This window comes from Cupriavidus sp. TMH.W2 (assembly GCF_050847365.1).
In the GTDB taxonomy this organism is placed as follows: Bacteria; Pseudomonadota; Gammaproteobacteria; order Burkholderiales; family Burkholderiaceae; genus Cupriavidus.
Genome location: NZ_CP193792.1, coordinates 2,937,685 through 2,950,983, shown reverse-complemented (window position 1 = coordinate 2,950,983; position 13,299 = coordinate 2,937,685). Strand labels below are relative to the sequence as shown.

The window sequence follows — 13,299 nt, the reverse complement described above, 5'->3', positions numbered from 1 at the left end:
GAAGGAAGCGCGCGCTAGACGAGGCCGACCACCAGCGGCCCCAGCAGCGTCAGCAGCACGTTGGCCAGCGCATAGGTGATGGCGAACGGCACCGTCGGCACCGGGCTTTCGGCCTTGTCGAGAATGCCGCCGAAGGCCGGGTTGGCGCTGCGCGAGCCCGCCAGCGCGCCAGCCAGCACGGCGGCGTTGTCGTACTTCAGCACGTAGCGGCCGAACAGCATCGTCAGGAACAGCGGCAGCAGCGTCACCACCGCGCCCAGCAGGAAGATGGTCAGGCCGCTCTGGCGCAGCGTGGTCACCGCCTGCAGGCCGGAGTTGATGCCGACGATGGCCACGAACGCGGCCAGGCCGAAATCCTTGAGCAACTGGCACGCGGCGGTCGGCATCGCGCCGAACATCTTGTGCTTGGACCGCGCCCAGCCGAACACCAGGCCCGACAGCAGCGCGCCGCCGCCGGCGCCGAGCGTGAGCGGGATCGAGCCCACGCGCCACACCAGCAGGCCGATCAGCAAGCCCACCAGCACGCCGGCGCCGAAGTAGACGAAGTCCGTCTTCTCGCTGGGGACCAGTTCATAGCCGGCGGTCTCGGCGGCACGCCTGGTGTCCGCGGGGGTGCCGTACAGCGTGATGATGTCGCCGTGCTGCAGCTTGAGGTCAGGCAGCAGCGGCAGCGGATGGTCGTAGCGCTCGATGCGCTCGAGATACACGCCATGGCGCATGTCGCGCCCGACCGTGTCGATGATCTCGGCCACGGTCTTGTTGTTCATGCCCTTGGCGGTGAACACCACGCTGCGCGACTGCATCACCACGCCCATGCCGTCGGCATCGGCCACTTCCACGCCGATCTGTGTGGCGGTGGGCACCATGGCGTCGCGCCTGCCCACCAGCAGCACCAGGTCGTCGGCCAGCAGCACCAGGTCTTGCGCGACCGCCACGGGCTTGCCGCCGCGCAGCACTTTTTCCACCGTGACCAGGTCCTCGCCGCCGATCTCGATTTGCGAGACGGTCTTGCCGGCCGCGCCCGTGACGCGGAAGATCCGGCCCACCAGGCGCGGCAGCGCGCCGCGCTGGCCCGGGCCGAATTGCGGCAGGCCGCCGCTGAGCTGCGCTTCCATCTTCTTGGCGTCGGTCTTCAGGTCCGACTTCATGAGGCGCGGCAGGATGTTCACGCACACGATGATCGCGCCCAGCGAGCCGAACACATAGGTCACCGCATAGCCGATGGCCACGTTGGCCTGCATCGTCTTGACCTGGTCGGGCGGCAGGCCCAGCTTGGTGATGGCGTCGCCCGCCGTGCCGATGATGGCCGACTGCGTCATGCCGCCGGCGGCGAGGCCCGCTGCCAGGCCCTTGTCGAGGTGGAACAGCTTGGCCAGCACCACCACCGTGACCAGGCCGCACACCGCCATGAACACCGCCATGGCGATCTCGCGCAGCGAGCTGCGGTTCAGCGAGTTGAAGAACTGCGGGCCGCTTTCATAGCCCACGGCGTAGATGAAGACCGCGAACATCACGGCCTTGACGCCGTTGTCGATCTCGACGCCGACCTGGCTGATCACCACCGCGGCGAGCAGCGAACCTGCCACGCCGCCCAGCTGGAAACGCCCGAACGTGATCTTGCCGATGGCGTAGCCGACTGACAGCGCGAGGAAGAGCGCAGATTCGGGCGACTTCTGGAAAATCTCATGCAACCATTCCATCGAGGGCTCCTGAAGCGAGTGGTGCGGGTTGGGTGAGTCGTTGCATCGGATTGCTTGGGTGGTGGGAATTTCGGTGCAGGACCAGGCGGCGCAGGACTAAGGGTGCGGAGCGGGCAGGGCGGAGGGCGTTTCCATGGCGCGGCGTGTCCTCGGGAAGCAGGTGATCACGGCGATCACGGCTGTCGCGGCGGCGCGCGGGCGCAGCCTGGCGCCGCGTGACGCGCTTGCAGGGCGCGGCCGCATCAACCGTGCAAATGCAGCGTGAGGCATTATCACTGCCGCTTTTCGGCCAGCGTACTGAAAGCTTTTGTCGGCGAATTAAACGCAGTCAACAACGCGCGCGCCGGGCTGCGCGGCAGTGAGGCTGGTGGCGTGAGCGGCGCGCGAGCGAAGCGACGCGGGGGAAGTCCAAGAGGGCGGAAGGGGGATGCCGCCTCACCCGATCGGGTTGGGCGGCGGTGACCGAAGCGCTGCGCAAGGCAGACGCCAGCGCCCGGCGGCGTCCTTCGTCAGAAGGCCGAAGGAATCATGGATCAGGCCGTGCGCTGCCGTGCCAGGTTGCCGCCGGCCCATGGCGCCGCCGCCGTTCCTGCCAGGTCCGGAACCATCTCGTGCGCAGCACCTACGACCTGGTCCACCTGCACGTCGTCGATATCGGTGCCGACCCGCGGATTCGCGATGCGAATCCGCTCACTGTCGCCCGCGGGCCCGGTCACGTGCCAGAGCGTCGGGCCGAAAATGGCAACAACCGGCGTACCGAATGCCGCCGCGACGTGGGTAGGCCCGGTATCCGTGCCGATCAGAAGCGCGGCATCGGCGATCAGCGTCATCATCTCCGGCAGCGGGGTTTTTCCGCAGAGATTGATGGCATCCGGGAATTTGTCGGCAATCTTCGCAATATGCTCGGCTTCGGACGGCGTGCCGATCAGGACCGGCTTATGCCCCGGGAAAAACCGCGGCCAGCCTTCCAGCAGCTCGATCCATTTATCCACCGGCCAGAGGCGCGTGTTCTTTCTGTTGTGGTAGAACGAGCTGTTCCCGGTATGCAGGCAGATATAGGGCCGATCGAGGCCATAACGCGCCCGGATATCGATATCGGGCCTGCGCAACGAAGGCATGGCGCGCTGCGCGATCGCTTCGGGCACGCAATACGCCAGCAAGCGCTGGATGACCTTGGTCCGGTGTGTTTCCGGCGGATCCACCTCGTGGCGGACCTTGTAGACCTTGACCTTGTGGGCAGCGGGAAACAGCCAGCCCAGGCTGGGAAAAAAGTCCGACCGGTTGATGGTCAGGTCCAGGATCAGGTGATACGGGTAGCGAACCAGCGCGCGCGCCAGGATCAGCCATTTGTGCGGATTGATCAGCAGCGGCAGCCGGGGGCCGCCCCGCAGGATCAGGACGCGCGCGACCCGGGGGTCGTGCTTGAACAGGGCGTCGGATCGATGTTTGACCAGCAGATCGATTTCCATATGTTCGCCGTACGCTTCGCGCAGGGCGTCGATCGATGCGCTGGCCCACACGACATCACCCAGCCCGCCCGTGCACATGATCAATGCGCGGGGGCGGGTCTTGCCGGTGGTCAACGGTCTTTTCAAATGCAATGGCCGCTCCAGAGTTCAGGGGGGCGGGGGACGTGTGGTCTCGGACAGCCTGTTGCCCCAGGGTTCCGGCAGGGTTGCCTGCTCGGACTCGGCACCCTCTGCTGACCGGTCGACAAGATTGCCTGCCTGGCTCCCCGTCATGGCCATGTCGGAGGCGCCCCGCCGGGGCGTATTGTATTTCAGTGCCTGGGCGGGGTTGCAGCCGGTTGTAAAAAGATATTACGGAACCCGGGCTGTAGCCGGCGTGTGGTGTCAGCGGGGGCTGCGGCGCAAACGAGACAGAGCCAGGCTGCGTGGTAATGCCGTTCAGTTAACCACCGTCGTCCCCGCGAAAGCGGGGACCCAGTGACTTCATCCCCGAAGGGGACGTGAACGACGCTGGATTCCCGCGTGCACGGGAATGACGGTGGCGCTTGGGACCTTAACTGAACGGCATTGCAGGCTGCGTGGGTCTGTTGCCGTGCTTTTTGGGGATGGGGTCGGAAGGATATCTGGTGCCCGGGGTCGGACTCGAACCGACACGCCTTGCGGCGGGGGATTTTGAGAACCCCACGGCTAAGTCTGATATGTATAAGTATTTGATTTTTAAGTTAAAAAATATAACAAGTTATACGTCTTGCGTCACTTTTCCCACAAATCGGTGCTATACGTATAAGATTTGTGGGAAAATTGTGGGAATGCAAACGTAACCAAACTATGCCGAATACCGAGCCAGCCAACCAACCGAATTCGAGGGAGAAGTCCCAAGCCCAGAAGGTCAACTTTGCTACGAATGCGGCACTTTTGGGTGCATTCAAGAAGCCGGGGCGAAAAACGGACGCCAATCCGACGTCGCTACAGCTTCGGGTATCCGAAACCAAGCGGGCAGTCTGGTATTACCGATTCCGGGGTAAGGATGGCAAGCCCAACGAGGGAACGCTCAAGTTTCGGGCAGTGCCGCAGGATGGCGATGGCAAGTTGACGCTCGACTACGAGCAAGCGAAGGCGCTTGTTGCGCGAATAAAGCTTGACGCTGCGAAAACCGATTCGGAGCGACATGCGGATAACAACAGGGCGAAGTTCGGGACCTTGGAAGATGGATTCAAGTTTTACCTCGAGCACCGCATGACGAAGCGCGACCAAGGGCTGGTGGAAAGCACGAAGAGGGACTACGAGAAGGTCTTCAACACGTATCTGCGCACCCGCATCCTTGACGAGAAGGAATATCCAAAGCCACCGTCAGAATGGGTATTGGCGGAAACAGAGGTCATGCAGTGGCAAGCACTTTTCGCTGCAATTCGGAAGCGCAGTCTGGCAAAAGCTCGCAACTGCCAGAGCATCATCTCTGGAGTATATGGGGTCGGCGTCGCGCTTAAAGTGCTCGATTGGAACCCAATTAATAACGTTCGCTACCTCCGTACGCTTCCGAGCCTGCCCAAAAAGTCGACGCACGTCGATACTGTGAATCTTCCCAAATTCTTTGACGCGATAGATGCACATCTCACAAGGGAAGACTCGAAAGAGGCAGTGCTCCTGCTTACGATGACCGGAACTCGTCTGCTCGGCGGTCTCGGTCTCCGCTGGGACCAAATTGATTTGGACAACGGGTTTTGTTTCGTCCAACCGAATCAGGTGGGTTGGAAGGGCTTCACAGGAATCCTGCCGCTTAGTGATTTTGTAATTGAATTGCTCAAGAAGCGCCGCGTCAGGCGCGCTGCGGACGATGGCGGATATGTTTTTCCTGCTCACGGTGGCTCAGTGTACCCACACCAAAGCCGGTTGAGCGATGCGATGAAAGCGGTATCCGCAGAGTTCAATTTCAAGGCAACAGCGCAGGACCTTCGTCGAACGTTTGCTACTGTCAGCGCCCTCTGCTTCAACGACAACATGCGCAAGGTGGGAGCTCTGTTGACACACAAATGGGCAGTATCAAAGGAGGGTATGGCAATAACGCAAGATGCCATTACGCGACGCTATGTTCAGAACGAACTGTCCAAGCTGCGCGCGGCCGCCAATTTGGCAGCGAACTTCTTGCTTGAATTGGCGAGTAGAGCACCGATGTCTGAGCGCACGATGGCTATCCTAAAAGAGAACGACCCGGAGAACCTTCGGCTATTGAATCTCAGCGCGGGCAACGAAGAGCGTGAGCTACAGCGCCTTGCGCTGGAGGAGTAGAACTGGCTGCTCTTGTGGCGCACCATAGGTTGATTGCCTTGGCGCAACGGGCCGCATCATGCCGAGGCGAGCGTTCTCCATAGCACGATTGCGCCGCTATTCAAGGCGACAGTGCTCCAGAAGGTGACATGAAATTCCTGCTTCCGATTCTTATGTCGCAGGAGGTATTGAGCGGCAAGCGCGCCCGGCCAGTCACCGCAGAGCGCAAACAAATGCAGGGTGGCCTCAGAAATGCGCCATGTGTTGCGGCTGGCGCGCGTCTTGTCGACCTTGTAGGCGAGGAACGCGAGGATGCTGGCGAGGAGGCTGACGATGCCAACCTGGCGGGGGAGAAAGCCGCCAAGGGCGCCGCCGACCATGACCGCCAAGGCAACCAGGCCAATGAGTGCCGGTAACCAGTTTGCGTCTGCGCCGGCGGTTGACTTCGGCGCGCCGACGATTGCGATGTTGAGCGCCTGCATCCGACCGTCCTTGCCTTTGACGAGCTCGAAGCTGACGCGGTCACCCGGCTTCGGCTGGACGGAGCGCGTCTGCACGGCGGTGACATGGAAGAAGACATCTTTGACGTCCGCATGAACATCGATGAAGCCGTAGCCATTATCGGCCTTCCAGGATTTGATTCGCCCCGCCTTTTTCATGTTCTTGGTTTCGAGTTGTCGACGGCAGCAAGTGTAAGCAAAGCCACGCGCGTTAGTCAGGCTTTGGCGTTTCGGGTTGCCGGGCTCAGGCGCCCAGATACGCGCTCTTCGCGGACGCTCGATGACCGATTAGGCGACGGCGCCATTCGTTGCTCGCGCATCATGAGCGGCGTATCGGCACAGCGCGGCTTGGCAGCACCACTAGCCAACGAACTTCGCGATGAATTCTCCGGTGTCGACCTAAAGGAAGCCGCTACGGCGCTAGCCGAATGCCGGTATCAAGTGCGGCTCAATAAGCTGGCGCCAAGCGAACAAGGCGCGGCAATGACTGCATGCTCAGCAAAGGCTTCCGGTGGCGTCCGGTCGTCTGATTTGCATCCTCGCGCGTCGTGGTAATCCGCCGCAATCCTGCGGGCCACGGCCTCGCCTGAACGGGGCAAGCGCCGGACCTGGTTGGCGGCTGCTGGCAACGGTAGCCCTTGGTGGTTTTTCGCCATTGTTCGCCGACCCGTTGCGTCTTAGTGACCCTGCAGTTCGATGTGAGCGACACAGCCAAAGCAGCTAGGAAGGTTTCGGTGGCGCTGTCCGCGCATTACTCTAGGAAAACCAGCTTTGTCCTGGTTACTTTCCGGAAAGAATGCCCCTGTCCAGGGGCATTGATGGTGGTGGCCAGACGTCCACGCTTCGGCAAGGTGTGGACTACCGGCGTTCCAACGAGCCTTTGTGAACCCAGCGACCGTTAACCTCCACCATAATCCACTCGCGGTCATACCAGCGTGGACTCCGGTTCCCGTTCTCCACGGCTTCCAAAACATCCCCAAGACTGCACCAGGTGTAGACGTCACCATAGCCCCACAGGACGCGCTTGGAGCCGTCAGCATGCTCAGATACCGTACAGCCAAATTGGTTGCTCCAGTCTCGACCAAATGCCGCTAACGCGGTACAGCGTTCTGTGAGTGACGCGTCTCGGTCTAAACCGGCATCCCAAGCTGCGTAGTCAAGTAACTCCAGCAGTAGCGCGAAGGGGGATGCCTGGTCCTCGCTATCCGCTAATGAGTTCCCGTGACGCAGCAGGAGCGCTTCCAGATAGTCAGGGGTGAGGTCGCGCGTATTGACAGGCGGTAAGACGTCATTCTGTGCTCCTGCCACAGCCATGGTGGAAGTGTCATTGGTGGCACGCGGGATGGTGATATACCGATGTGCCGGCTCGTTGCTCACAAATATTTTTGAATCCGGATTCTTCATGGGTTATTCAAGTATCGTGGTTTAAAGAAAGTGTAGGTAACTTGCTTTTTAATTTCGGTGATAGTGATTTTCATTCAGATATGACGCATCGCAAATTCGAGTAAATGCAAACTGCGCCTGACAGAGCGCTATATTTCGCCGCTTGAAAACCAGCGGCACCGGACTCAACGCTCCATGACCTCCGGGACCGGTACGGTGACGCGCGGCGTTAAAAAGTTTCTCCGGAGAAACTAATTGGTTGAAAGTTGCCAAGAAGCGAGGTCCCGCGAAGTTTTGGTGAATGGCCAGCGTATCGGCGATGCGCTGGGCAAAAAGTTTCTCCGGAGAAACTTATTGGTCAAAAGTTGCCAAACGCGGGGTTCCCGAAAGCCCTGGCGAGGCGGCCGGCGTTGTCGGCGATGCGCTGGGCAAAAAGTTTCCCCGGGGAAACTTTTCGGTCAAAATTTGCCAAACGGCGAGGTTGTGCCGCCAAGCTTTGATAAGTGGCCAGCGTTATCGGCGATACGGTGCGCAAAAGTTTCTCCGGAGAAACTTAGTGGTCAAAAGTTGCCAAACATGAGGCGATGCCGGGAAGCCGTGGTGAGGCGGCCGGCGTTGCTAGGCCATGTAATGGGCTTCTCCGCGCACCGTTCCCCTGCCGGCTGCACAGCACATCACGCTTCACACGGCAAGCCGGACGGTAGGCTCAAGGTCGAGTGAACGGGCGCAGGCGATTGCCAATGGTGCAAAAGATGCGTGTCACGGCATTCGCGCTGTCTTTCACCGTCTATGCTTTCCCGGCCGAAAAGGCCTTCGATATGCGAGATACCCGCGAAGTGCCTAATTGAGCATTGGCCGTTTGCTTTTGATTTTTTGCGTTGAAACGGCCAATCCTGAAAAATCAACGAGTTAGGCCACCGAGGCGGTCGCTCATGGCTTACGCTGCCGGCCCGTCCATCGGCAGGAGGATTACCTGGGGTGAGGCCGATTTCATGGTTTATGGATTCGCGCCTTCGTGCTGCTAGGCGGCGGATGGTGACCGAGGCCTGAAGCTCAGTCGCCGGAAGGGGCTGTAAATGTGGCTCAAGTTCTCGGCGAAGATGCAGATAGCCCCCGACCTAGGCCGGCCCCTCAGCGGTCTTCTGAGAAAGGAACATTTACTTTAAGCTTTCGCGGTTCTCAATCCAATATTTCGCAGTAGTTGCGCGTTTGAGTAGTGGATTTCCCGGATTCTTCTGCCAAAAATTATCTCGGATTTCGAGCGCCCATTTGATTTGTCTCGGCGAGCCAGACAGCGTCGGCAGATTCTTCGCCGAGGCCGTGTCCTGCAGCCGCTTTATCGTCTCATCGGCAGCTCGCATCTTCTCCGCGTGTGCCTCGCAGTACGTGCAGGGAAGCGATGGTGCGGAGAGGTGAGTGATGAGCTGGTTCATGGTATTCACTGAGATTTCGTCGAAATGTCCGCAGGATTGGTACCTGGTGACCGTGAGGCGGCTCAATTGCAATTGGTCGTCGACGTCAACCTTCGTTACCTCCAGTCGTTCTCCAGCGGCGGCGAAATCGTGGACTTCTGCCTGAACCACTGGCAGTAGTTCCCTTCGGCGAGCGACTTTGCGTTGAGCATGTTCGGCTATTGCGAAGCTATCCGGGCTCAGTGCGCGCAGACGCTCGTCCAGTTCTTGGCGATTCAACTCCTTGAGTGCATAACCCTCCAACTCAAAAAAGAACTCAGGGCCCTCGCTGCGATTCGAGTCTGCATAGGCATAGGCACGATATACGCCGTCGCCAGTCAGTTCATAATCGAGCGAACCGCTGCGTTTACTGCCGCTACGATTGTCGTGAAATGGTAGGCGCTTCACCGTAAGCTTGCCGCTCGCCGATATGCCAACGACCTTTTCGCATATGCCCGGCCCGTAAGCGCCCCCACCGGTTACACCGCCGTAGAAATATGTTGTGTCGACACTGGATTTGCCGAGAGAAATTTTGTCCATCGATTAATTGTATGATTAATTTGGTGGTGAATGTCATGAAAGCGTAATTAGCGTGAGGAATTCTAGGCGCCTGTCTCTGAGGATGCAATATGACTTTTCGCCTGCCAAATTAATACAAATATAGCCTAATGCAATTAGCTTGATTCAATTGCGTTGGATTTTGGGGTGGGCGGCTGTAGGGAATCTTGGCTTTTTCCTCGCCTTCTCCAAAAAACCATTCCTCCTGATTTATTTTGTTTTGGAAGAGTGATTAAGACATCCGTCAAATGTTTGCAAGCACACAGAAATGGACTTTCTAGGGCGGCCACCACTAAGCATGAGGGCCGGCCTCACCGGGACGCTGAGTGGTTGGTGTCTATGTCGCGACGCTTCAGCGGAGGATGGTCGATGCCATCGTGCGTAATGGCCGCTTGCAGTTGGTGCGCCGAGCCCGGAGCTGCGCGAGCGTAGCGACGACGTTCGACGAGATGCGTACTGCTATGTACGTTGTCTATTGTCATAGACGGAGCGGGGCCGAAAGTCCCCCGGTACTTCTGGAGCCCAGCCACTGGTCTCGGCCGGAAGCGGTTGGTGAAGGAATTGAAATCCAGTGCCCGAATAGTTCCTGGCCATGCCTCAAGTTTGCGCCGCAGATGCCGATATGCTGGTCGAGCCGGCGGTATTCCATATCCTGAGAAGCTACGCGACCGGCGTCGCCTCACGACAAAGATTTCCTTTGAAGGTTTAAAAATGTCATACCCGTACGTCCCTGCAACGTCTGTGATTGCCCCTGATTCACCAGCCAGCGAGCGAACCCGGCACCTTTTCTCTGGAGAACTGGGTGGTCTACGAATGGATTGGTCCCCCATCAAGAGCTATAAGAAAATCGAGGAGAAGAACAGCGACCTCCGCGCAGAATATGTGCTGCAAATTGTGACGAAGGCCGTCGAACTCAAATTCATCACGCCCGAGAACTGGCGTACCGACGTATTCGCTAAGCAAGAGGACTGGGAGTTGTTCCTTGACGACTTGTCGGAACGGACTTGGTGGTGCACCGAGCGCGAATGGTTCGCGCTCTCATACCTCAAGGCAATCCCGGACGCGATTCAAACATTTGAGGAAATCGCGGACCACTGGAGGGATGCGTTGGAGCAAGAATGATTGCAGGAACCAGGGACAGAATGATTTCTTTGGGAATCCGCAATGTTTAAAGCTGAAGGAGCGAGACGATGCTGACCGAAGAGAAGGCTGACGAATTTGTCGCGTTGACCCTGGGTATGTTGCGACGCGCCTATTAAAATGAGGGGCTGGTGGCATTCGGGAGAATCATCCAAGACGTCTCAAGGATGGCGGGCGATGACAGGGTCGCATGGTCCGCATTCGACAGCCGCTACCGCAAAGCTGTGCAGTCCAGCGATGAGGGATAGGAACGGTTACGCCGTTGCCGTCACCAATGCCGGGTAGGAGGCCTACTAGAAGGGTGAGATGAAGGAGCGATACCGACCACAGTCATCTAAACAGTGGTCGGTATCGTGATACCCGCTGACGCGGGTGGTGGTGCTATCCCCGCTAACGCGGGGAATGGTACTGCTAACCTGTTTGCGCAGGGAAGGTGTGCCTAGACATAAACACACGCTCTCGAGCTATCCCCGCTGACGCGGGGTTGGTACTGCAAGCCACCTATTCGGTGGCAAAAGCCTGCATAACGGCCAGGCATGCTCTCTCGAGCTATCCCCGCTGACGCGGGGTTGGTACTGCAAGCCACCTATTCGGTGGCAAAAGCCTGCATGACGGCCAGGCGTGCTCTTTCGAGCTATCCTCGCTGACGCGGGGTTGGTACTGCAAGCCACCTATTCGGTGGCAAAAGCCTGTATAACAGCCAGGCACTCCATGCTGACGCATGGTTTTTCTACAAGCCACCTATTCGGTGGTAAATCCGTCAGATAACTTAACTCTCTAGGCCGATTAATCAGATTTCGAGTAGTCATCGCTAACGTGTTTGGACTATAGCGAAACGACTTATTAATTGCAACACCTTTTTGATGCCTCTAATGAAACCAAATACAAACAAACGTAAATAGACTAAATAGAATTACTTCTTTTTTGTGACTACCGGATGCTTGGTGTCGCTGAAGTCCTCGGTTGCTATACGAAGAGCGCCAATTCGGCGTTCTCATGAGGACATAAAATGAACTTTGAACCGACCGTTTGTGGGGCTTTAATAAGCACGGCAAGGCTGATGTCGCCGTGCGAGGTAAGAGCGGCCACTCGCAATCATCCTGGTTTGCCAGGTCCCCTCGACGGCTGGTGCTTGTGTGGCGACGCGTCGGCACGGATGGTGGACACAATTGTTCGCAATAGCGGCGAGGTTGCCATCCGTCTGACCGGGTTCGTCGGGCCATCCGGCGGTCACTACGCTGTACTCACTCATCAGTTGGGCGGCAGTCAGCACCGATTCCTGCTGCCACAGTACGAGCCAGCAGTCGAATTGTATTTCCGGTCGCTAGAGTCGCAACCCATACAGGTGATGCTCGGTAGGCAGGGCGAGGATGACTCAGTCGTGCTGCATAACCGTCTGCCATGGCCCCACATCGTGCCGCTGGTGGAGATGTGCCAGGTGCAGCGTTGCGCGAGCATGGCCACGACGTTCGACGAGAGGCGTGCTACGACTTTTGCTGTTACCAGGCTGGAAACGATTCCTAGCCTGGACGGTAATGTTGCTGTTAGCGACGTGAGCGTGTCATTAGTGGTGCCGTCGGAATACTGCCTGCAGGCAATTCGCAGGACTGTCTCGGCAGGCAGGGAGCCTAAATGAGCTCCAGAGCATCCGCAGGACTACCCTGTGCAAGAGATTGCGAGTACTACCTCGTCACGAGCTCAGACAGGGGCACCGCCATTGCAGTTGTTGAGGCTGGCGGCGAGGCTGAGGCCAGGGAGTTCTTCGAGGCCTTGCGCTGCATGCTCGGCGCTGCCCCAGACGCCGAGGTGAGACTAACAGGTAACGCATCGCCACTTGCCGGCGTCCCATTGTTCAAAGCGACCTACCTCGAGGCACTGCGCTTACGGGCAGCGGCAGAATGCCGCCAGACTGACGCGACACGACACTGAAAGGCTACAGGGACTTGATGTTTGATTGCATGGCGACCGCATCCCACCCCGGGAGGGTCGCCACTTCTCACGGCCTAGCTGCCCGCTCAGCAACTGTGAACAGACATGGAAAAGGGCCGGACAGCCGTTCCGGGCCTTCAGTTTCCCCGGGGAAACAAATCGCACAAATTTCGCCAAATCGAGGCTTGCCATGGCCGGTGGCTCACTGGCAACGTCATCAGCGTTGGGGCTGCTCCATGCGCATCAAGTTTCCCCGGGGAAACTTATCGCCAAAAATTTGCCAAATCTGGGTCTGTGATGGCCTGGTTTGGCGCAGCAGCCCGCATGCAACCTGACGGCGCGGCGACGCCCTATCGAAGTTTCTCCGGGGAAACCGGCCGCGCAAATTTTGGCAAATTGGGGCTTGCCATGGCAGGTGGCTGGTGGCGACGTCGTCAACATAGCAGGCTACGCGCTGCACGCCGAGTTTCCCCGGGGAAACTAACCGCCAAAAATTTGTCAAGTTTGGGTCTGCAGCGGTCAATTGCGAAGCTGCGGCCGGCATGTAATCGGAGGGGATGGTGACACTGCTCCGAAGTTTCTCGAAGAAACCGAGCGGGCGAATTTCGGCAATCACGGCCGGCACCTTGTCGGTACTCTCGCCAGCGATGCCGGGATGAGCGGCCTATTCGCCTTGCATTCAATTCCCGGAAGGAAACTGGATGCTCATCGGTCATTCTCGAGACCGACAGGTGGCATTTCGTCCCAGCCTGTAACGCGTGGCAGACCATTCGGCATTTCTGCCATGAGGGCGGCCAGCTCGTAGCGCGGACGGCAACGAGACTCAATATCTGCGACAGCCGGAGGCTCGGAAGGCGCGGGCAAGCCGTCTGACGGTAGGGGTAGAGGCGTTGCCAGCCTCTTG

Annotated in this window: 9 protein-coding genes; 4 read left to right on the top strand and 5 right to left on the bottom strand. The window is 58.7% G+C overall.

All coding sequences use genetic code 11. The annotated features are described in order from the left end of the window. Window positions 1–14 precede the first annotated feature (14 nt). Together aspT and ACREYQ_RS13540 are read right to left on the bottom strand one after the other, a co-directional pair. Entirely contained in the window at window positions 15–1,700 is a 1,686-nt protein-coding gene (gene aspT, locus ACREYQ_RS13545) for an aspartate-alanine antiporter (RefSeq protein WP_432258096.1), read from the bottom strand. A 533-nt stretch (window positions 1,701–2,233) separates the two neighbouring features. Continuing rightward, window positions 2,234–3,283: a glycosyltransferase family 9 protein gene (locus ACREYQ_RS13540; RefSeq protein WP_432258095.1), complete on the bottom strand. Its 1,050-nt coding sequence runs from the start codon at window positions 3,281–3,283 to the stop codon at window positions 2,234–2,236. Between the two features lie 714 nt (window positions 3,284–3,997). Between ACREYQ_RS13540 and ACREYQ_RS13535 the strand changes: the two genes are divergently transcribed. Beyond that, window positions 3,998–5,455, top strand: a complete 1,458-nt coding sequence (locus tag ACREYQ_RS13535; RefSeq protein ID WP_432258094.1) for a tyrosine-type recombinase/integrase — start codon at window positions 3,998–4,000, stop codon at window positions 5,453–5,455. Window positions 5,456–5,511: 56 nt separating this feature from the next. On the opposite strand, the gene ACREYQ_RS13530 is transcribed toward ACREYQ_RS13535, so the two are convergent. Together ACREYQ_RS13530 and ACREYQ_RS13525 are read right to left on the bottom strand one after the other, a co-directional pair. Next, window positions 5,512–6,093: a DUF1294 domain-containing protein gene (locus ACREYQ_RS13530; RefSeq protein ID WP_432258093.1), complete on the bottom strand. Its 582-nt coding sequence runs from the start codon at window positions 6,091–6,093 to the stop codon at window positions 5,512–5,514. A gap of 699 nt (window positions 6,094–6,792) precedes the next feature. Continuing rightward, window positions 6,793–7,338: a hypothetical protein gene (locus tag ACREYQ_RS13525; protein ID WP_432258092.1), complete on the bottom strand. Its 546-nt coding sequence runs from the start codon at window positions 7,336–7,338 to the stop codon at window positions 6,793–6,795. 280 nt (window positions 7,339–7,618) lie between these two features. Between ACREYQ_RS13525 and ACREYQ_RS13520 the strand changes: the two genes are divergently transcribed. Continuing rightward, window positions 7,619–7,897, top strand: a complete 279-nt coding sequence (locus ACREYQ_RS13520) for a hypothetical protein (RefSeq protein ID WP_432258091.1) — start codon at window positions 7,619–7,621, stop codon at window positions 7,895–7,897. Between the two features lie 577 nt (window positions 7,898–8,474). Here ACREYQ_RS13520 and ACREYQ_RS13515 read toward each other — a convergent pair. Continuing rightward, on the bottom strand, window positions 8,475–9,308 hold the full coding sequence (locus ACREYQ_RS13515; RefSeq protein WP_432258090.1) for a hypothetical protein: 834 nt from the start codon (window positions 9,306–9,308) through the stop codon (window positions 8,475–8,477). 570 nt (window positions 9,309–9,878) lie between these two features. Between ACREYQ_RS13515 and ACREYQ_RS13510 the strand changes: the two genes are divergently transcribed. Further along, window positions 9,879–10,448: a hypothetical protein gene (locus tag ACREYQ_RS13510; RefSeq protein ID WP_432258089.1), complete on the top strand. Its 570-nt coding sequence runs from the start codon at window positions 9,879–9,881 to the stop codon at window positions 10,446–10,448. A 1,027-nt stretch (window positions 10,449–11,475) separates the two neighbouring features. Beyond that, window positions 11,476–12,102, top strand: a complete 627-nt coding sequence (locus tag ACREYQ_RS13505) for a hypothetical protein (protein ID WP_432258088.1) — start codon at window positions 11,476–11,478, stop codon at window positions 12,100–12,102. Window positions 12,103–13,299: the final 1,197 nt, after the last annotated feature.